This window comes from Bradyrhizobium sp. BWC-3-1 (assembly GCF_032917965.1).
GTDB lineage: Bacteria > Pseudomonadota > Alphaproteobacteria > Rhizobiales > Xanthobacteraceae > Bradyrhizobium > Bradyrhizobium canariense_D.
In genome coordinates this window covers 3,882,293-3,902,534 of record NZ_CP136625.1, presented here as the reverse complement: position 1 = coordinate 3,902,534, position 20,242 = coordinate 3,882,293, and the positions used below count along the sequence as shown (strand labels likewise).

The following is a 20,242-nucleotide window of genomic DNA, read 5'->3' as shown; positions in this document are numbered from 1 at the left end:
ATTCTCAGGTTGCAGCCGCTGCAGCCACCTGCGGCCGGCGGCGGCCGAGCAGGACCAGGATCAGCACCGTGGCGCAGGAGCAGACGAAGGTGAGACCGAGCGCGCCGCGGCTGCCGAACTGGGTGAGCAGGCCGACAAGGAGCGGCGGCGAGACCGCGGAGGCGAGATTGAGCGGCAACGCGATCATCGACATCGCCTTGGCGAACTCGGTCTGATCGTAGAACACGAGCGGGATCGTTGCCCGCGCCACCGCCATCGCGCCGCTGCCGGCGCCGTAGAGCAGGATGAAGGCCGCAACCGCCCAGGTCGCGCCCTCGCTCGTCATCAGCAGCAGCATGGCGATCGGCAGCGCCGTGCCGGCGACGAGCCCGGTCGTGATTCCATCCCACCGCCCTCCGCCGAGAAAATCGAGTCCGCGGGCGCTGACCTGGATCACGCCCAGCATCGAGCCAAACGCAAGCGCCTGCGCCGGGGGAAGCCCCTCCGCCCGGAGCAACTCGATCATGATGGCGCCGATGCCAAAATTGACGAAGGCATTCAGCGTGATCGCGGCAACGACGAGGCTGAAGGTGCTCCTGGGAATCGCAGGCGGCGGCGAAGATTTCACCGGCTCGCCGCCACGATCACCGACGATTTTCCGGCGCGGTGCAAAGAATGCATAGAGCGGAAGGTTGATGACGACCATCATGGCTGCATAGACGAGGCACGTCCCGCGCCAGCCGAGCAAACCGCTGAGGAACGACGTCGTCGGCCAGAAGATGCTGCTCGAAAGGCCCGTCACCAGCATCAGCGCGCCGATGGCATTCTTGGCCTGCCGCCCGGCGACCTCGTTCAGCATGATATAGGCGCCGGTCGAAAGCGTGGCGCTGCCGGCGATGCCAAGGACGATCCAGGCCGCGAAATACAGCATCGGCTCGCGCGCGAGGGACAGCAGGATGAAGCCCGGCACGGTGAGGACCGTGCCTGAGATCATGACCTTTCGTGCGCCGTGCCGCGCAAACGACCTGGCGAGCCAGGGCGCGCATAGCCCCATCGACACATAGAGGACGGACGTCCCGGCGAACACCGCCGGCAGGCTCATGCCGAGATCGGCCGCGAGATCGCGTCCGACGATGGCGGGAAGACCTATCGTACCCCACCCGACAAGCTGGGAGACCGCAAGCACCAGCAGGACCCCGATGAGCCTGCTGTCAGATTTCAAGAACCGCATTCCAATCGTCGCCTGCCCGGCAGGCGCCGATCACGCCTGTGACACCTGTCTTACCCCCGGACTTAGCGCAGGGAAACGCCGGCCGTCGAATGGCAGCAGGCGGCCGGGAGCATGTCAGGTGGCGGCAGGAGCGCCCTACCCCGCGAGCCCGAGCAGGGATCGCGCCTCGGCCGCAGTCGCCACGCGCCGGCCGTGACGCGCGACAGCCTCACCGGCGACGGCCACGAGTTCCGCGTTGCTGGCCGCGAGGCGCGCCTTGTCGATCCTGATATTGTCCTCGAGGCCGGTGCGGACCGCATCGGCGCCCCGCGCGAGCGCCCAGCCCATGACCTCGGCCTGGTGGCGTCCGATCCCCGCTGCCGTCCATGTCGCCTCCGGGATCAGCCGCCTGAGCTCTCCCAGCAAGATGTCGAGGACATGCTCGTCCGCGGGCATGGCGTTCTTGACGCCCATGACGAACTGCACGTGCGGACGCTGGTCGATCAGCCCCGCCTCGATCAGGCGGCGGGCGCCATGCAGATGCGACAAATCGAAGATCTCGATTTCCGGCCGGATGCCATTCGCCTTCATCCCGGTGGCGAGGGTCTCCACCAGCGCGGCGCTGTTCTCGTAGACGATGGTCGGAAAGTTCACAGAACCGGTGGAGAGCGAGGCCATGTCCGGCTTCAGGTAGAGCGACGATCCGCGCGCCGAGGGATCGCGGCCCCGCCCTCCGGTCGAGAACTGAACGATCATGTCAGGACAGTGCTTCTTGATCCCCGCCTGCACCAGGGCGAAACGCTCGGGATCGGAGGACGGCGTCTCGTCATCGTTGCGAACATGGATATGGGCGAGCGTGGCACCGGCTTCGAAGGCCTGGTGCGTCGACTCGATCTGCTCGGGCGGCAGAATCGGGACCGCGGGATTGTCCTTCTTGCGCGGAACGGAGCCGGTGATTGCGACGGCAATGACGACGGGGTTCATTCTGCAACCTCATGATGATCGCGCTCGCGCGCGGAATCGAGCAGGCAGTTAGGTAACGCCTCGAACCCTGCCGCTGCAACGTCCTCGATCGCAGCGGCATGGCTTCCTTGCGTAACCGTCAGATCGGAATTGCGGCCGCACCGCTCGCCGCCTCCGCACGCTGCCGCTCATAGTCGGCCCGCGGCATCGGAACGGCATTGGGATTGCCGAGATCGTCGATCCTGATCCGATAGGTTTCCCGCGCGGTCAGGGCGGCCAGCGCGGCGATCACCGTGATAGCGAAGGCAATCGCCCCCACCGTCAGGGGAATGTTGGTCGAGCCGGGAGGCGCGACGGTCGCAAACAGGGCGGGCAGCAATGCGGTGATGGTGGTTCCGATGTTCTGCGATATCGCCATCGCCGAGACGCGGGTGCGGGTCGGAAACAGCTCCGGGTAAAAGCTCGGGAAGATCGCGTTGTAGCCCTGATAGACTACGCCCCACATCAAGAGCGACACCAATATTGCCAGCGGCACATTCCTGATGCTGATGGCATAGAGGTAGCCAAAGGCGAGCAAGCCAGAGAGAAGCGCGCCGACGATGATCGGGGGCTTGCGGCCGACCTTGTCGGAGAGATTGCCGACGAAGGGAATGACGAACACGGCCAGCATGTTTCCGAGCACGGGGATCCAGAGATAGACGTCCTTGGCAAAACCGATGCCGTAGGCCGGCTGCACCGCATAGGCCGCGCCGAAGATGGTCGCAACGACAGGAATGACATTCATCAGCGCCATGCAGATGACCCTGAGCATGTCGCGCCAACTCAGCTTGATCGCCTGAACGATGGGCGCGCGCGGCGTTTCTCCCCGCTCGCCCTCGCGGGCAAAAGCAGGGGTCTCGTCGACTTCGCGACGAATGATGTAGCCCGCGACGATGACGAAGAAGCTGAGCAGGAAGGGAATCCGCCAGCCCCAGCTGTTGAAGGCCTCGGTCGGCATATAGGCCGCCAACGGCAGGAAGATTGCTGCGGCGAGGATCTGTCCGGCCTGCACCCCCTGAAGGGCGAAGCTGGCATAGAAGCCCCGCCGGCCGAACGGCGCGTGCTCCAGGATCATCGAGCTTGCGCCCGAGATTTCGCCGGCCACGGCAAATCCCTGCACGAGGCGCAGAATGACGAGCAGGATTGGCGCCAGGATGCCAACCTGCTGGTAGGTCGGCAGGATACCCACGGCCATCGTCGAGATGCCCATCAAGAACATGCAGACGATGAGAACCGTCTTGCGGCCATGGGTGTCGCCCCAGTGCCCGAGGACAAACGCGCCAATCGGCCGGGCCACATACCCGACGCCATAGGTCGCCAACGAGGCGACGATCGCGACGGTGGGATTCTCCGACGGGAAGAAGATTTGCGGGAAGATCAGTGACGCGGCGGTCGCGTAGATGAAGAAGTCATAATATTCGAGAGCCGACCCGATCCAGCCGCTGGCAGCGGCTTTCCTGGACTGACTCATCTGATGGATCGCGGTCATCTCAAGATTCCTCCCTTGGGTTTTGCTGACGTCCCGTTGACGGGCTTCGCTCAAAATTGGGCAGCACTCTCCGGCCGCTCTGCGGAGTTTCGCGAGCGCTTGTCATTGCCGATGGGTGTCTGCTTGGTGGCGACGATAAGCTTTCGCCGGGCTAACACAATTACCCAGTTATTCGACAAACCTAACATGATGTTATTTGCGCGCGAGAGCCCACGTCCCGGCGAACACCGCCGGCAGGCTCATGCCGAGATCAACCGCGAGATCGCGTCCGGCGATGGCGGGGTGGGAGGTGGTTGACATTGGACCATTGCATGGTCCATTTTATGAAAATTGAGGAAGGACAATGAGATGCGGGTCTCCGTTACCGACGCAAAAGGACAATTGACCGATCTTGTCCGCCGCGCAGAGGCCGGCGACGAGGTGATCCTGACGCGACATGGGCATCCCGCGGTGCGGCTCGTCCCGGTCAAGCTTCCGCCGGACCGCGCCACCCGCCGGACCGCGCTTGATGCGGCGCGAAGGACCGGCGGGGCCAAAGCTATTCCCGGACCGAGCGCCGCGCGCAGTCAGGACTTTCTTTTCGGCGATGACGGACTGCCGGAATGATCGCAGTCGATACCTCCGCACTGATGGCGATCGTGCTCGACGAACCGCAAGCCGATGCTTGCATCACCGCACTGGACACCGCCGACGAAATCCTGATCTCGGCGGCCTCCGTTGCAGAAAGCCTGATCGTCGCGGCACGGCGGGGCGTCGACGAAGAGATGAACAAGCTGATTAACGATCTCGGTTTGAACGTGATCTCGGTGACCCAAGCTTCGGCCGAACGCGTGGCGCAAATCTACTCGCGTTGGGGCAAAGGCATTCGTCCTGCCGGTCTCAACTTTGGTGACTGCTTCGCCTACGATGTCGCCAAGGAGCATGGCTGCGCACTTCTTTATGTCGGCGACGACTTTGCCAAGACGGATATCGTTGCGGCGGCGTAAGTCGACGGCCGGGCGGCGACTTACCGGCCGAACAGAAAAGCCGCGGGGCAGCCGTCAGGCTGTATGGCCGGGATCGACGTGCTTCGGCGTTTTCTTGTCGCGTTGGGGTGTCATCTTGGCCGGATCCGGCGCACCCGGCACGCCGCGCGGCCCGAGCTGGTCTCGCTGAATGTCGTCTTCAGAGCGGGAGGGTTCAATGCCGTTCGGCTCCCGGGGCTTGGTCATCGCAGCCTCCTGAAGTGTTCTGCTCGGAGTGTCCCATCAAATTCCCAGCGCGTTCTCGCCGGCTTCCCGGCCGGGCACGCTGACATGGACTTCGTGTCCCTCGCGAAGCGCCAGCGAGGCGGCAGCCACCGCCGATTCGAAGGCCGCTTCCTTGGTGGAGTATCTGTTCTTGACGTCGCCGTCATGCAGCACGCCCCATTCGTCCTGCACCGGCACGATCGTGTATTGAGCAAGGCCCATGGTGTAACTCCTCGAGATCTATCTATCGCTGCGTGAGCTGCGGGTGCGCCGCCGTCACGCGCCACACCGTGTTGCCGCTGTCATCGGCGACCAGCAGCGCGCCGGTCTTGTCGATGGCGACGCCGACGGGCCGCCCGCGCGCCTGGTTGTCGCTGTTGAGGAAGCCGGTGACGACGTCCTGCGGCGGACCGCTCGGCCTGCCATCCGTGAATGGCACGAACACCACCTTGTAGCCGTTCAAGACCTGCCTGTTCCAACTGCCGTGCTCGCCGACGAAGGCGCCGCCGCGATAGGCCGCCGGCAAACTCGCGCTTGTGTTGAAGGCCATGCCGAGCGGCGCGACATGCGAGCTCAGCGCATAGTCCGGCACGATCGCCTTGGCGACGAGATCAGGACGCTCCGGCTTGACGCGAGGATCGACGTGCTGGCCGTAATAGCTGTAGGGCCAGCCATAGAAGCCGCCGTCCCTCACCGACGTCATGTAGTCCGGCACGAGATCGGGACCGAGTTCGTCGCGCTCGTTCACCACCGTCCACAGCGTCCCGGTCTGCGGCTCGAAGCTGAGGCCGTTGGGATTGCGCAAGCCGCTCGCGAAGATGCGCCAGCGGCCGCTGGCACGGTCGATCTCGAGGATCGCGGCGCGATTGTGCTCGGCCTCCATGCCGTTCTCGGTGATGTTGCTGTTGGAGCCGACGCCGGCATAGAGCTTTGAACCGTCGGGGCTCGCGACCAGGCTCTTGGTCCAGTGATGATCGATCGGTCCGCCCGGCAGCGGCGTCAGCACCGTGCCCGGCGCGGTGATCTTCGTATCACCCTCCGTGTAGGGATATCTGACGATCGCATCGGTGTTGGCGACATAGAGATCGTTGCCGACCAGCGCGACGCCGAACGGCGAGTTGAGATGGTCGAGGAAGACGCTCTGCACGTCCGGCACGCCGTCGCCGTTGCTGTCGCGCAGCAGCGTGATGCGGTTGCTCGCGCCGGTGTCGCCGCCTGATGTCGCCCAGGACTCGATGTATCCCATCACGATTTCCTTGGGCCGCTTGATCGGAGCGCCCTTCGGCGCCTTGGATTCCACCACCAGCACGTCGCCGTTGGGCAGCACGTAGAGGAATCGGGGGTGCTGCAAGCCGGTCGCGAAGGCCTTGGCCTGCAAGCCCTGCGCGACGGCCGGGGTCTCGTCCTTTTTCCAGCCGACGATACGGGCGATGTGCATCGGCGGCAGCAGGTATTGCTGGATGTCGGGCAGCGTCGGGTTGGCGCCGGTTTGCGCCTTCGGATCGCCACTGCCGTCATTGCAGCCGGCGAGACACAGCAGCGAGGCACACAACAGCACCCGAACGATTGCGGAGTTCATCGCGCAACTCCTACACCGTGGCGATACACCATGGCCCAGCCGAGCCAGCCGGTGACCGACAGGATCAATACGGTGATGGCTGAAAGAATGAGCCCGGTCGGCCACACCGAGGTCCAGGCATCGCGCGTATGGATCAACGCATTGACGATCGCCAGGACCAACGCCACCGCGTTGCCGATCAGATGCGGCCAGGCCGGCGGTTGCGCCCGCACCAGACGGTTGCCGAGAAAATCGGTCAGGCCCGCGATCGCCGCCAGTACGCCGAAGATGACGCCGACGACCAGAAGCCAGGCGGAAAAATCCGCCCACATGATCTCGGCACTGACGACATAGGCAATATCGGTCAACAGCGCTCCGATGAAACAAGCGATCGGTATCGGCACCAGCATCGGATGAATCGGATGGCCCGCGATCTGCGCGGTCGAGCGCACACGCAAATTGTCTTGCACGGTTGGCCTCTCGTCAGATCGCCACCCCGCCCCGGTAGAAAACACCCGCTTTCCACGAAGGTTCCTGATGGTCGACCACGGCGCCGCTGTGCCTCAACAATGCTGCGGCGTGCGAGCACTTACCAGGAACCCCTTGCCGCTCCGAGCCTTGATCCCGGCATTGAGATGAACCTGCCCTTCAGGAGACCGCGGAGTGGACCAGCCTGGCGACGGCGCCTCCTTCAATCCAGCCTCAAAGCTCGACGGCGTCTCGCGGCGCCAGACGAAACAGATCGAATCCCAGAGCCGGCCTAGCGCAGCGCTGATCCATGAGACAATCCGCGCCGAGGGTGAGCAGGAACTGGAACGGCGATGGTGGGCCATCGTGCTGTCCGGCCTCGCCGCCGGCCTTTCGATGGGATTGTCCCTGATTGTCCAGGGCGAGTTTCACGCGCTGATTTCCGATGAGGCCACCCGACGGCTGGTGGCTCCGCTCGGCTACACGGTCGGTTTCCTGGTCGTGGTGCTGGGACGGCAGCAGCTCTTCACCGAGAACACCCTGACGCCGATGCTGCCGCTGTTGCACAACAGGGATCTCGGCACGCTTGGGAGCGTGATCAAGCTTTGGGGCCTGGTCCTCGCCTCCAACATCGCAGGAACCTGGGCCGTTGGATCCGTGCTCGCGCACACCAGCATCTTCGAACCCCGCATCGTGGGCGCCTTCGTCGATCTCAGCCGCCACACCATCGAGGGTACGTTCGCGACGACCCTTGTCCGGGCGATCTTTGCCGGCTGGCTGATCGCCTTGATGGCGTGGCTACTGCCTGCCGTGAAGGGATCGCGCCCGCACCTCGTCGTCGTGATGACCTATGTGGTCGCGCTCGGCCAGTTCGCGCACATCATCGCGGGCTCGGTCGAGTGCGCCTTCCTGGTGCAGAGCGGCCTGGCGTCGCTCTCGCAATATGCCTCGGACTTCTTCGTACCGACACTCCTCGGCAATATTCTGGGCGGAACGACCCTCGTGGCCCTGCTGAACTACGGACAGGTCGCCCCCGAAATCCGCGACCACAGGGAGTAAAGAGCCTGCACAAAAGCTGCCGCCTCGACAGGAACGATGGGCCCGAGCCGAGCTTGCCTCGGCAAATCAACGCGCGCCGACGAGCAGGATCAATCATGAGCACCGATACCAAGAGCCCATTCGACAAGGACCCGGCCGAAGGATCACGCGACATCATCGATCGTGAATTGCAGCGTGCCGAAGATACCGCCAACAACAAGGTCGATCATCTCCCCGGCGTGAAGGTCAGCGGGCAGCCCCAGGGCGGCGCAGTCGATCGTGCCCGGAAGCAGCGCGAGGAGAAGGACGGCAAACAGGAATAGAGCCGCTCTGCCGACCCGAAACGCACCCGGTTATCGCAAGGCCGCCCGCTCCAAGCTCCAGCCGTCGCCGGGACCGACTTGACGGTCAAAGTCGGTCAATCAAGATGCATCAATTGTTGGGATGGAGCGGGTGAAGGGAATCGAACCCTCGTATTCAGCTTGGAAGTCTCGAAATACTGTAGTGTCTTCAAAGGCTGTTCTGACATTTTGGGCGTTTTTTTGACCCATTGAGATCACCACGGCGGGTCAACCCGGAGCTCCCCTCGCCGACGCCGGCTAAAGGTTATGATGAGCCGATTCACTCAAGGCCCGCCAAACGGCTTCGGTCGCTCTAGCGGGACGAAAGCGCTCAAATGGGCTGGGTAGGTCGACGCGCCGCCGCCGATGGTGGTGCCCGTGCTGATGCTCAAGTAGACGTCCTTCACTCCTCTGGGCGTTTCCAGCAAGATCCAGTTCTTGCTTAAGTCCCCTATCCCGATAGTCGTAAAGCGCATTGACTTGCCGAACTGCGAACAGGAGATGGGCTTTTCGGTCGTAAACGAATTCCAGGGGCCATGCAGAGTCCCCGATCTGCCGCCGGTCTTCGGAAGGGTCAAGCCGAAGCCTAGGCCGACCGCGGCATAGACGTAGGTGCACTTCAAATTGTTTTCCGTGTCCCATATGGAGAACAACGCGCTGGCAAACGCAATCCCGGCTCCGGCCCTGCCCTTCACGATGCGCTTGATGGCCGCTCTCGCTGCAAACGAGATCGAACCGTCGACCTCAAGCAGCATGGCTATCTTGAAATTTCGACTGACCTTTGGCTTCGGCGGAACGGGTCGGGGCAAGTCTGGCTTTATGATCGGTTCGAAATAGACCTTAGGCAGAACCCAAAGGACCACTGATCTATCGTTGTCTTCGTCCAGCCTGTGATTTGCCGTCTGCGTATTGCCGATGGCGTGCGTCTGCATTTGCTCCGGGCGGATGCCCATCTCTGACAGAGACCGCGCGACCGTAATGACGCGGTTGGCTGATGTCGTCATATTCCAATCAGCCGTACCGATCCGGCTCGCGGATCCCGTCATCCAGATCTGACCAGCGTCGTGCTCCACCAGGGGAACCACCTTGTTCTTGAGAAATTCGAAGTGCTCTGTCTTCAAGCCCCGAAACTGGTAGCCGGCAAAGTCATCGAAATCGAAATTCCAAAGCCGCGCGTGCAAAACCCCCACTCCCGAAAAATCCAGATCGACGTCAACCTTGCCCGGACCGGTTTTGTGGAACATTCTCTTCGACCTGCAATCGACAAATAGGAACTCGTCGGTGATCGTCCGGACGGCCGCAGGACCACCTTGTTTTAGTGCAGGCAGGAAAAGAGAAGTTCAAATCGACAGCTGCAACGAAGGTTGTGATCTTGCTCCCATTTCGATCTGGCACCGAAGGAGTATGCCCTTGTGCAATACGCGACATCACTGTCGCGATCGGAGCAGCTACGATATAAGAGAGTCGCGATAGGACGGGCCCTGGAATTCGTACAGCACGACGACTTCGCGCGATCGCCCTAGACTTGGAGGGCCGCTACCCAACCACGTTAAATCGGCAGCGCATCTGGATAGTACGTTTGCCGGCTTGTTCTGCGTCTACCTGATCGCCCATCAAAAATAGAGCGAAACGGTAAGCGTCGTCTAGCGCAGCTGCAATATCCCGGAAGCACTTGATATGGTCGTTGGTGATCTCATCGTTGGGGTCATTTGCATATTAATTGCGGATGGCTTTTCCCAAAGCGGGAGAAGTGGTAACCAGCGTGATCGCAATCATGGACTCTTGCGCCCAACGCCTGGATTGGAGCGACGAGGATCTCGCGAATAGGAACCTGGCGAAGGCGCGCAACGTGCAGAACGACGGAGCTGACAAATTCTGCGGCCGGCTGCGGACTTATCCGCCAAATCGCTTGACCAGCTTTGAACCCTTGGCTGCATCAATCTGCTGGCCCGTCAGGTCAGAACCGACGCTCAATCCTATCGTCATGAGGTTCTTGACACGCCGCGCCGCCTGCTTCTCATTGGAATAGTCGATCTCGACGTGATCGAGGCTCATTAGATGGCCGAGCTCGTGAGCCCAGGCGCGTCCATTGGCGTGGTCATTGCCATACCATTGGACGAAGCTTGCCGGCTCCGGTTGGCTATTGGGGTATGAGCTTCCACCGGCGGCCAGATTTTCAATCGAATTGACGAGGTAGACGTGGACGGCATTGTCCGGATCGTGCCGAGAGGCAAGAACACCCAGCAATCGCTGGTCATTGCTGCGCGCGCTCTTTGCCATGTCGAGCGGCTTCTCCATCAAGCAATCGCTGATCACGAACGCGATCTTGGCCTTTGACCAGATCGTATTGACCACGTCGAGCGCCTTCTTGGCTGTCTCGCTGCTCCATTGCCCGGGCTCAACGCTCCCTCTCTCGGCAAATGGCGTGATGTAAATCCTCAACGGAATGGGCATCAACTTCTCCAAAGTTCGGAATTGCGATTGTATCTCCGTACGCTATCGTTCGAAATAGAGCGGCTTATATTCAGGGCTTTCTGATTAAGTCGGCTGGCGACTTGCGCACTGACGACTTCCGGTAGCGGCCACCGACGCGATCGACTGGTAGACCAAGGCCCGCCTTCGCGACTCGGAGACTGGTTCCCGCATTGCAAAGGAGCAGTTTCCGGGGCGAGCGTCCGGCAGGAACCTGAAGATCGAGCACCGGGGAACATGGAAAGCCGAACTGACGGGCTCCTGACCTCCGCGCAAGCTGTAACCGAGAGATTGACCCGCAAGCCGGCGTCCTGGACTTCACGTCCCCTCGATCTGCCGACCGCGGAATCTTCGTTTGAACCAAGCCAGAGGCTCTGCTGCACTGCCGCGAACACGCCTTAAGTGCAATAATCCTATAATTTCAAAAGCTTAATTCGCCAGCGCGAGACATCGATACTGGCGGGTGCCCATCATCCACATGAAACGGCACACAGCGCCGGCCCGCGATTTCTTCCGTGCCGTTTGAACGCGAGCGCAGTGCCAGACAACACATAGGAATGGATCGGGCTCGAAACTGGTACTGTACGGAGATAGGCCAGCGGCCAGTGGCGTGTGAATTCAGTAATCATGCCTTACGCGGCCATCTTCGCGACGTTACCATTCGATGAGCATAGGTTGGGTGTTCGCCATGAGGTTATACAGGCACCTTCGAGTTTTGCTTCTTCTTGCCGCTTCGCTGTTACTGGCAGCCCAGCCAGCCTGGGCGACAAAGCGCGTGGCTTTGGTGGTTGGCAATGCCAACTATCAGAATGCCCCTCTGCTCCCAAACCCGGCCAACGACGCTGCCGCCATCACTGAAACCTTGAAGGGCGCAGGTTTCGATGTGGTTGACTCAAGGCTCAACCTCGCCGCGACCGATATGCGGCGGGCCCTGAGAGAATTCGCCGATCAGGCGCGCAATGCGGACATAGCCCTGGTGTACTATGCTGGCCACGGCATCGAGATCGACGGGACAAACTATCTGATCCCGACCGACGCCAGACTCGAACGTGACACTGATATTTATGACGAAGCATTCTCACTCGACCGCGTCCTGCTGGCAATCGAGCCTGCGAGACAGTTGCGCGTGGTGATCGTCGACGCGTGCCGCAACAATCCGTTTGCCGATTCGATGAAGCGTACAGTTGCCTCTCGATCAATCAGCCGCGGGCTGGCCAGGGTCGAACCCGCCGTCTCCAACACGCTGATCGCGTTTGCCGCGAAAGCCGGACTAACCGCACTCGATGGCAACAGCAAGAATAGTCCGTATGCGACGGCTCTCGTAAAGTACATCGCAAAGCCGGGGCTCGACTTGCGTAGGGCCTTCGGCTTCGTCCGCGATGATGTCTTGCAAGCCACCGGCAACCGACAGGAGCCCTATGTCTACGGCTCGCTGGGCGGCGAAGACGTTGCACTTGTTCCCGCTGCCAAGGCTGATGAGCCGGTGCAAGCAGCCAACCCCCAGGCAGAAATTCGTCGTGATTACGAATTGGCCTTGCAACTACGCAACAAGCCCGCTCTGGACGCGTTCCTGAACCAGCATCCGGACGGATACTACGCAAATCTTGCCAAGCTGCAGCTTAATCAGCTCGATGCTGAGGACGCACGCGTCGCGGCAACAGCGAAGGCGCAGCAGGCGGAACAGCAGAAAACTCGGCTGATGTCGCAGGGCGCCCAGCATGCCGACCAAGAGAAGGCGGCCGCGGATCTGAAGGCTGCGGAAGACGCCCGAATTGCCGCCGAGAAGGCGAAGCAGGCCGCGCAGGAGCAGGCCACCGAGGCAGAACGGAAACGAATTGCGTCCGAATCTACAATCGTTGCGGCTCTCTCCGGGAATAAGCCGGCTGTTGGGAGTGCCTTCGCGGACAATCCTACAGTCGCTGCGCTGGCTGACGACAATACGCCGCCAAAGCTTGCCGCACTCAGCGCCGAGCCGCGCCAGACCGATATCGCAAAAGCCGATATCACCAAATCCGTACAAAGCGAATTGAACCGCGTCGGCTGCTTCACCGGTAGCGTAGATGGCCGATGGAATGCGGCCTCCCAGCGCTCCTTGGCTCTCTTCAACCAGCACGCCGGAACCAAATTTGACGCCAAGCTCGCAAGTCTCGACGCACTTGACGCAATCAAGCTCAAGCCGTCCCGGGTCTGTCCCCTGATCTGTGATCATGGCTACAAGGCTGACGGCGACCACTGCAGCAGAATCTCCTGTGCAAGGGGCTCGTTCCTCAACGACGACAATGAATGCGAGAAACAGCGCGCCAGGCCCGTCAATGCCGCCAAGAGCAATGACAGTCAGCGGCAGGATCGGCCATTGCGTCAGCGGGCGCAGGCGAGCGCAGGCGGCTATGGCGCTGCGGTGGGCCATGCGACGGCCAGTCCTCAGATCATATGCAACGCCAGCAGCTGCCGTCCGGTCCAGCGCGGCTGCCATCTCGAATATCGCGGCGGTGGCGGGCCAGGCAACGAGGCCAATGTCGAGGTATGCCATTAGCCTCACCGCTCCTACACAACTGCGCGCTGGCAGGGCGCCGAGTTGTCACGGCGCGTCGGAGCCATCAGGCCCGGTGGATTTAGGATCGCAAGCATGGCAAGTGGCCGAGCTAACGTCAGAGTCCCAAGCCTGATGTGGCCGAATCGGAGCGGCCTGCGTGGTTGCGTGTGAGCTTGAGCAAAAGGACGCCAACGCCTTTCCTGGGGTGACGCTCTTCACGAAGCGGCAGGCGCCCGGCATGAAACCAACGGCGGTTTATCTTCCGCCAAAGCACCCAACAGCCGCCACCAAGTTCGATGTCGTGATCTGGCTTCACGGCTTCTACGTCAAAAACCATGAATTCCTTTTCCACAACGATCCAGCGCGGCTGCGCGAACAGGTCCGGGATTCCGGCAAGGACGTGGTGCTCATCGCGCCCTTCCTGGGCTACGAATATGCTGTGGGCAACACCTTTGCCGGAAACTACAGCGTGTCCGACCTGGCCACCGCGAACTGGGGTGAACGCTATCTCGAGGAGATCCTTGGAGCTCTGGCCAGGTTCCTGGGTATCTCCTCGACGTCCATTCCTCAGCTCCAGATCGGCAAGCTCATCATCGCATGCCACTCCGGCGGTGGTAACGGCATGCGCAATCTCGTCGGGAGCCTCGGAAAGTATCAGGGGAAGCTGACGGCTTGTTGGGGATTTGATTGCCTTTACGGTGCCAATGCGCGGCCCGACGATGCGACCTTTTGGTACCAGTGGCTATCTGGGCAGAGCGGCCACGCCCTCGAGATCGTGTATGGTCCGTCAACTCTCCCGCAATCGGTGAAGCTGGACCTGATCGGGCGCGGGCTGGCGACGGCCGATGGCAATCAAACCCAGCCTCAGCGCCCTGCCCTCAAGAATCTCAACGTAAGCTTGGGTCATTACGACTTGTTCCCGGCATTTGGACAGATGGTCAGGGTCAACGATCTTGACGCGGCTTTCGTGGATCGCTTCATGATACCGCAGGTCGCGGACCAACCGCGGCATAAGCCTGCGCCGCTGGACGGGGAATTCCTCCAGCACGCGATTTCCAACATTCGCAGTGCTTTTCCCTTTCCAAAGGACATTCATTACATGATCGCCCGCGGTGGCTTCTTCAGCCGACTGAGCAAGCTATAGCCCCAAGCCTCACAGGACTCACTTGATGGAATAGGATTTGACGTCGAACGACCAATTGTTCGTCACAAGCTTTCCGCTGCTGTTGTCCGGCACGCGCAGCTCACTGGTCCAGGCCGATAGATAGCTCAACGCGTCCGCCTGACCTTCCAGCTTGCGAGGCATGTCCGGCAAATCGAGCAATTGCACGCGCAGCTCGCTCAGGATGGCGATCATCACTGCGGACCCCGTCGGCGGTGCGACGACATATTCAAAACCACGCTGCCGCGCCGCCGGAGCAGGGACGACAAATTCGACACCCGGCTTGACGAGATTAATGTCGCGTTCGTTCGACTGCGCCAATAGCTCGGGGGTCGGAAAGATCTGGGACATCCGCCCTTCCGCGTCGACGTCAACCAGAATGAGATATCCAGGCCTCCTGGCGGTGACGCCGAACGAGACCTTGGCGCCGACGTTGACGGTCTGACTCGGCAGGATCTGAAGGGACACACTCGCGGTATTGGTCTGCCTGCGCACCGCTTGTGCGGGCCAAATCCAAGGTACGTACGTCGTGCCGATATGCAACGCCCCCGTCGGCAACGGTGCTGCGGACGCAGGTCCGCTGCCCGCCTGTAGCAGCAGGAATGCGAACCATGCTCGCTTGCGGCGGATCGACTGCGATGACGGCATGGCGTGCTCCCCTAAGAGTCAGGGAGCACTGAAGAAGCCGATCGAGGCGATTCGCGCGTCCGCGGGCAAGTAACGCTCGAGACTCTTGATCACCTGCCCCGAGGCGCGACGCCGGTTGAACTGCACTAGGGCTGTCTCAAGCTCGACCATGCGTTGCTGCGAAGTCACCGCAACGATCTGTTCCGCACCGAACGGCTCGCCGACCCTGAGCGGTAGGCGCAAACTCGCCGATCTGGCCAACGCCGCATCAGCACCCACCGGATACAACAATTGGATGGTGCCATCGCCGGACACATTGAACAGCAGCACCGCCCTTGATGCCACATCAGACAAGTCAACTTCGATGGTCTGGCCAGCACGTTGTTGGCGATCGTCTGGCCAAATACGCATCACCTGCGGCGACCGTGTCGCAATGCGCTTGAGTTCACGAATTGCCGCAGTCCTATCAATCACCGTCGGCAGGCTGGCAACGTCCATCCCGTAGGCGACCACATCACCCCAAGCGATCACGTCGTGCGACACAGGATCCCAGATCAGGTCGGGATTGTCCGTCGGTTGAACAGCCTGCACGGAAACATCTTTTGGCTTCACGCTTACAAAATAGCTAGTCTTGCCGTCCAGCGCCGCCAGCCGGATTGGTGCAACGAGGCGTAGAGGCCCCGGCGCGCCGGCGATCGGAAGTTCCTTGGCCGCCCCCGCAAGGGTCGGAATGGTTGGAGCCTTGGCCGTGACAGCCGACGGTGCGGGCGCCTGTCCATCGACGGGCACCCCGGCTCCGGCCTGACCCGAGGCCGCTCTCGCGGCCGGCCCCTGAATCAGCACGACACCGCGCGTCAATCCGAAGGCGACGTCGGTATCCGGCGTCTGAGCTGGCGATGATACAGTCACGATATTCTGGCGCTGGTCCGAGAGCTGATAGACCACCTGCCGAACGTTGCTGAAAAGCTCCTTAAGCGTCACCTTCCCATCGTGATTGATGTCCGCGCTACCTTCCACCGCACGCGCGACCGCATAGCTGAGAGCCCCGCGTAGGCCATCGATGCCAGGGATGCGGACTTCCGGCGCTTTGGTGTAGCGGTCCACCGCGGCCAGAAACGCCGTGTGGTCAAGGTCAAGTTCAGACTTCGGATCGTTGCTGTCCGACACCGGCTTCAGTTCGTCGACCAGCAACGTGTAGCGCGGGACCTGCCGGAAGCTCATCTCAGCGGCACGCGGATCGATGTCGCGCACCATACCGCCACCGTGGCAGGTGTCAGCCACGAAGATCACCCTCGCTCCGCGCAGCTCGAACTGCCGTATGAAATGGTTGAACTCGCTGCCCAGAACCCGCTCAACGGACCCGGTTGGCGTGGTTTCAAAGCCTGGCAGCAGGAACACGTTCTCCATCCCGTCCGGCTCCGCGCCCTTGACGCGCTCCGGCTCCTGGGTGCCATGGCCGGCGATCGACAGAAAGATGAGGTCGTTGTTCTTGGTCCGCTCCACCAGTGCACTGATCTCGCGCAGGACGCCTGCCCTGTCGGCCTGCGCGTTAGTCAGTTCGACGACGTCGCCAACCCCCATGGATTTAAGGCTGGTCACGATGTCCGTAGCGTCAGCGACCGCACCCTTCAATTTGCGCACGTGCTGGTAGTCGTCGATCCCGATCACGAGCGCACGCACCGCCGCCCCATCTGGATTGCTGAGCGACAAATCTCCTGCCGCATGCGCCCGCGGGATTGTCAGTCCGATCAACGCGGCGAGCCCGATGGTGGCGCACAGCCGCCCGATCCCGCAGTCAAGTCCTCTGGGCATCCGCATCGTGATCCACCTCGACATCATGCCTACCCATTTTGTAGCTCTGGCGACACACTGGGTTCAGCGCCTTTTGCCTGCCGTTTTGCGGCCCGCCGGCGGTTGTTCAGTCTGCTCCTGATAGGCGCCCGCTGAAACCGTCGTCTGATCATCCGCGAACGCTCGAAAGCGGACCGGAACATAGCCGCGCGCGAGCAAGCTCGCCAATGGATAGACGTTGCGACAGACGCGGCCGTTGCAGCCACCGGTCGAGGATTCCATCACCTCGGCCTTGCGATCAGGCGTGAACCGCAGGAACAGCATCACATGCGAGCCTGGCTTGTTCAGCGCATCGCCGGGCCTCAGGTCCCAAGGATTTGCCACAGGCGCAGCGATCGCGGGGATGGCTGCAGTCGTATAGTGGACGGAGAGCCCCCACGCGGCGCTGACGAATGCCGAACAGTCGACGCCCGCCACATCGGGCCGTGGCGCATTGCGGGTGCACACATTGCCAGCCAGCGTTCCGCTCTCGATCCGCTGCCGGAAGTTCGCGAGCGAACCGTGGCAGCCCCAGCAATACGGTACGCCGCGCACCTCCTGGTTCACTTTTCCCTGCAGATACCACGGCCGACGAACACGGCTGAAGCCGCTGCATTGGCTGTCGGGATCGTTGCCGTAGTTCGCCTGCGTCAGCTTCCACTGGATACCCTCGAACGCAAACGCGGTCTCGATCGCCTGCTGGCGATTGGACGGCCTCACGGCGGCCGAAGCGTCAAATTTGACGCCGGATTGTGGTGCCGGCGCCGTCGTCGTTCGCGACGGCCGCACGTCGATAATCGAGGCATTTGTCAGAGGTCGGAACCCGACGCCAATCACTTCGATACCGTCCGGCTTGGTTCGCAGGAAATAGACATCGCCACTGCCCGACACCGTGACAAACCGTCTGGTCAGCGGCGTATTTTCCAGAGGAAGCTCATAGATTCCCTCGAGACGCCCGTTCGCCGCATAGCGTGCGACGAACGTGGAGGCGTTCTTTCCTGATGGCGGAACGTCCTCGGCCAGCACGTAGAAGCGGTCGCTGTTGTCGATCTCGAGAAACTCCACCGTGCCGAGCTGGTTGCGCACGCGCAGGCCGAGTTGGCCGATGGTTTCGTTGGTGACCATGGTCTGGATCTCGACCCGGACGCTGGCATTGCCCTTGTCCGGAATGATGTCGGCGATCACCGAGCCCTTGCTTCGAGAAGCCACGTATTGCCGGTCAGGCTGCCGGGTCGTCCTGATGATGGCCGCGCGGGTGTTCTGATCGAGCAGGTCCGCCGCGCTGCCGGGTGCCTGCGATCCCATCTGGGCGAAAGCGGAGACGGCAACCTGGTCGTCTGCCCCACGGCTCGAGACCTCCTCAAGCTGGATCACGTCACCGCCGAGTCCGCGCGTGGATTGCCCCGGCGCCGCCTTCAGCGTCCGTACGCCACCGTCCCAAACCATTATGTCGTCGTCATGGACGACGAGATCGGTCGGCTGGACGTCTTTCGGCATCTTGAGGACGTCGGGATCGGAGTTTGGCTGTTTCGGGTCAAACTGGATGATGCGACCGTTGATCTGATCGAGCAAAAACAGGTTGCCCTGCCCGTCGGCGCTGAGTGCTTGCGGTCCCGCGAGTTCCACGTCCTCGCTGGCCGGGACTATGCCGACCATGGAAGCAGCCGAACCGCCGGTAAAGCTGCGTACGACAGTATCGTCGGCGTGCGCCTTGGTTCCGAAAATGCCCGCGCTAACGATGAAGACCCAGACCCAATGTTTTGGACGAAGCATATTCGCCTCAATGTACCCCGAACCGATCGCCGCGTCGGATCGACTAATCCGAGATGCCGTTGATGCCGCGCGTCAATTAGTGGTGAGCAATCTCAATCGCGTTCAATTCTATCACTGGACGGTGATAGTCCGAAATTTCTTCAGCTTGCCGAGGAAAACCATGGCCCGGAATAGATTTGAGCAAGTGAACGAAGTCCAGCCCGACGCGGTCACGCTGCTCCTGAAACGCGACAGTGACGGTGCCTCCGGAGCGATCGTGCTGCCTGCCGCCGCGAGCCAAGGGCGGCTGACCACCGACCAAGTCAGCGCGCAATTGCCGGCTCAGGATGCTTTTCGCGGCGCGATCCGGCTGGCTAACGACGTCAAGCTCGCGCTCGTGGTGTGCGATCCAGACGGGGTCTGGAAGCCCGAATGGGGCGATCTTTATCAACCGATCGATTGACCCGCATCGGATGGAGCCGGCAAATGCTGCGACGCCGCATACAGACTAGCTTGCCGAACGAACCCTCCGCCCGACTGTCGTTCCTTATACCGGCCCTGATGGTCGCGCTGCTCGTTGCGACAGGCTGGCCGGCACGCGCCAACGACTCGGCTGCGGAATTGTCGATCGGTGGGCTCCAGTTCGTACGCACCAATGACGTGGCCATGGAGAGCGAGAACCTTCGTATCACGCTCGACAGAATCAGCGTTCGCTACCAATTCGCGAACCTCACCGCCAAGCCGGTCACGCTTAATGTTGCCTTTCCGCTGCCCGACATCGACCTGTCGGAGGCTGAGAATGTTGCATTGCCGTCAAGTGATCCGATCAACTTCGTCGAATTCGAGACCAAGGTCGATGGCAACCCGGCGCCGCTGACGGTCGATCAGCGCGCCATGGTTGGCAACAGGGATGTCAGTGCCCTGCTCCGCGAACTCAAGTTGCCGCTGCTGCCGATTGGTGGCCGCGAGATCCGGGTGACCGACCTGCCCGCGGCGACCCGGACCCGGCTTGTGGACGACGGACTTCTGATGCCTGCCGGAATGAGCGACAACGGTCGCCAGCAATATGCGCCGGGGTGGACCGTCAAGACCTCGGCTGTGCGCCAGCAGTTGTTTCCGCCCGTGCGCAGCGTCACGGTCGAACACCAGTACCGGCCGAGCGTCGGCTCCAGTCCTGACACCATTCTGCGCTCGAGCCTGCGCCGCAGCAGCGCACTCGGTCAGGAAGTTGCGCGTTACCGGAAAGAATACTGCATCCAGGATACGTTCCTTGCCGAGCTCGACAAGCGCACGGGCAATAACCAGACCAACGGCGCAAATCTCCAGGAGCGGCGCATATCGTACGTGCTCAAGACCGGCGCGAATTGGGCTGGGCCGATCCGGTCATTCAAGCTGACTATCGACCCAGGCGGCAGCGACCGCTTGGTGAGCTTCTGTCCTGGGCGGCTAAAGGCATCGTCCGCTACTGGAAACACGCTTGAATATACGGCAAGCGACTTCAAGCCGGATGCCGACCTGAAAATCCTGGTGATCGGAACATTCTGAGCGTGCC

General features: G+C 61.7%; 20 protein-coding genes. 8 read left to right on the top strand and 12 right to left on the bottom strand.

Annotated elements, in window-relative coordinates:
* Window positions 1-4 precede the first annotated feature (4 nt).
* The 3 genes from RX329_RS18815 to RX329_RS18805 form a co-directional block, all read right to left on the bottom strand.
* Window positions 5-1,210, bottom strand: coding sequence for an MFS transporter (locus tag RX329_RS18815; RefSeq protein ID WP_247377499.1), 1,206 nt, complete (start codon window positions 1,208-1,210; stop codon window positions 5-7).
* A 135-nt stretch (window positions 1,211-1,345) separates the two neighbouring features.
* A complete protein-coding gene (locus tag RX329_RS18810; protein WP_317246319.1) occupies window positions 1,346-2,173 on the bottom strand; it encodes a 3-keto-5-aminohexanoate cleavage protein in 828 nt (275 codons plus the stop codon).
* Window positions 2,174-2,291: 118 nt separating this feature from the next.
* Entirely contained in the window at window positions 2,292-3,680 is a 1,389-nt protein-coding gene (locus RX329_RS18805; RefSeq protein WP_317246318.1) for an MFS transporter, read from the bottom strand.
* A 348-nt stretch (window positions 3,681-4,028) separates the two neighbouring features.
* On the opposite strand from RX329_RS18805, the gene RX329_RS18800 reads away from it, so the two are divergent.
* Together RX329_RS18800 and RX329_RS18795 are read left to right on the top strand one after the other, a co-directional pair.
* Entirely contained in the window at window positions 4,029-4,286 is a 258-nt protein-coding gene (locus tag RX329_RS18800) for a type II toxin-antitoxin system prevent-host-death family antitoxin (RefSeq protein WP_317246317.1), read from the top strand.
* Window positions 4,283-4,666 carry a type II toxin-antitoxin system VapC family toxin gene (locus tag RX329_RS18795; RefSeq protein WP_085351261.1) on the top strand — a complete coding sequence of 128 codons (384 nt, stop codon included), beginning with the start codon at window positions 4,283-4,285 and terminating at the stop codon, window positions 4,664-4,666. Before RX329_RS18800 ends, RX329_RS18795 begins: the two co-directional genes overlap by 4 nt.
* Window positions 4,667-4,720: 54 nt before the next feature.
* Here the strand turns inward: RX329_RS18795 and RX329_RS18790 are convergent, their stop codons facing one another.
* Genes RX329_RS18790 through RX329_RS18775 form a run of 4 tightly spaced genes read right to left on the bottom strand, consistent with a single transcriptional unit; the run spans window position 4,721 to window position 6,937 of the window.
* Complete coding sequence (locus RX329_RS18790) at window positions 4,721-4,891, bottom strand: hypothetical protein (RefSeq protein ID WP_166520788.1); 171 nt, start codon at window positions 4,889-4,891, stop codon at window positions 4,721-4,723.
* A gap of 36 nt (window positions 4,892-4,927) precedes the next feature.
* Window positions 4,928-5,131, bottom strand: a complete 204-nt coding sequence (locus tag RX329_RS18785; RefSeq protein ID WP_007611681.1) for a hypothetical protein — start codon at window positions 5,129-5,131, stop codon at window positions 4,928-4,930.
* 22 nt (window positions 5,132-5,153) lie between these two features.
* A complete protein-coding gene (locus RX329_RS18780; protein WP_247362342.1) occupies window positions 5,154-6,488 on the bottom strand; it encodes a PQQ-dependent sugar dehydrogenase in 1,335 nt (444 codons plus the stop codon).
* Entirely contained in the window at window positions 6,485-6,937 is a 453-nt protein-coding gene (locus tag RX329_RS18775; protein WP_317246316.1) for a DUF2231 domain-containing protein, read from the bottom strand. Before RX329_RS18775 ends, RX329_RS18780 begins: the two co-directional genes overlap by 4 nt.
* Before the next feature lie 193 nt (window positions 6,938-7,130).
* Between RX329_RS18775 and RX329_RS18770 the strand changes: the two genes are divergently transcribed.
* Window positions 7,131-7,994, top strand: coding sequence for a formate/nitrite transporter family protein (locus RX329_RS18770; RefSeq protein WP_204511540.1), 864 nt, complete (start codon window positions 7,131-7,133; stop codon window positions 7,992-7,994).
* A gap of 95 nt (window positions 7,995-8,089) precedes the next feature.
* Window positions 8,090-8,296 (top strand): hypothetical protein, encoded by a 207-nt coding sequence (locus RX329_RS18765; protein WP_247335912.1) that lies wholly within the window; start codon window positions 8,090-8,092, stop codon window positions 8,294-8,296.
* Between the two features lie 302 nt (window positions 8,297-8,598).
* On the opposite strand, the gene RX329_RS18760 is transcribed toward RX329_RS18765, so the two are convergent.
* The gene (locus RX329_RS18760) at window positions 8,599-9,558 is read right to left on the bottom strand and encodes an OmpA family protein (RefSeq protein ID WP_018457614.1); all 960 of its coding nucleotides are present in this window, start codon (window positions 9,556-9,558) and stop codon (window positions 8,599-8,601) included.
* A gap of 649 nt (window positions 9,559-10,207) precedes the next feature.
* Window positions 10,208-10,768: a hypothetical protein gene (locus RX329_RS18755; protein ID WP_317246315.1), complete on the bottom strand. Its 561-nt coding sequence runs from the start codon at window positions 10,766-10,768 to the stop codon at window positions 10,208-10,210.
* A 706-nt stretch (window positions 10,769-11,474) separates the two neighbouring features.
* On the opposite strand from RX329_RS18755, the gene RX329_RS18750 reads away from it, so the two are divergent.
* Together RX329_RS18750 and RX329_RS18745 are read left to right on the top strand one after the other, a co-directional pair.
* The gene (locus tag RX329_RS18750; protein ID WP_317246314.1) at window positions 11,475-13,319 is read left to right on the top strand and encodes a caspase domain-containing protein; all 1,845 of its coding nucleotides are present in this window, start codon (window positions 11,475-11,477) and stop codon (window positions 13,317-13,319) included.
* Between the two features lie 157 nt (window positions 13,320-13,476).
* Window positions 13,477-14,463 carry a hypothetical protein gene (locus RX329_RS18745; protein WP_026233408.1) on the top strand — a complete coding sequence of 329 codons (987 nt, stop codon included), beginning with the start codon at window positions 13,477-13,479 and terminating at the stop codon, window positions 14,461-14,463.
* A gap of 18 nt (window positions 14,464-14,481) precedes the next feature.
* Here RX329_RS18745 and RX329_RS18740 read toward each other — a convergent pair whose 3' ends face one another.
* From RX329_RS18740 to RX329_RS18730, 3 genes are read right to left on the bottom strand one after another with little or no spacing between them, the layout of a single operon-like run.
* Complete coding sequence (locus RX329_RS18740) at window positions 14,482-15,129, bottom strand: DUF4384 domain-containing protein (RefSeq protein ID WP_317246313.1); 648 nt, start codon at window positions 15,127-15,129, stop codon at window positions 14,482-14,484.
* An 18-nt stretch (window positions 15,130-15,147) separates the two neighbouring features.
* Complete coding sequence (locus RX329_RS18735; protein WP_039800154.1) at window positions 15,148-16,926, bottom strand: caspase family protein; 1,779 nt, start codon at window positions 16,924-16,926, stop codon at window positions 15,148-15,150.
* Window positions 16,927-16,983: 57 nt separating this feature from the next.
* A complete protein-coding gene (locus RX329_RS18730) occupies window positions 16,984-18,711 on the bottom strand; it encodes a hypothetical protein (RefSeq protein WP_317246312.1) in 1,728 nt (575 codons plus the stop codon).
* 10 nt (window positions 18,712-18,721) lie between these two features.
* Between RX329_RS18730 and RX329_RS18725 the strand changes: the two genes are divergently transcribed.
* Together RX329_RS18725 and RX329_RS18720 are read left to right on the top strand one after the other, a co-directional pair.
* Window positions 18,722-19,153 carry a hypothetical protein gene (locus RX329_RS18725; protein ID WP_317246311.1) on the top strand — a complete coding sequence of 144 codons (432 nt, stop codon included), beginning with the start codon at window positions 18,722-18,724 and terminating at the stop codon, window positions 19,151-19,153.
* A gap of 98 nt (window positions 19,154-19,251) precedes the next feature.
* Entirely contained in the window at window positions 19,252-20,235 is a 984-nt protein-coding gene (locus RX329_RS18720; protein WP_018457622.1) for a DUF4424 domain-containing protein, read from the top strand.
* Window positions 20,236-20,242: the final 7 nt, after the last annotated feature.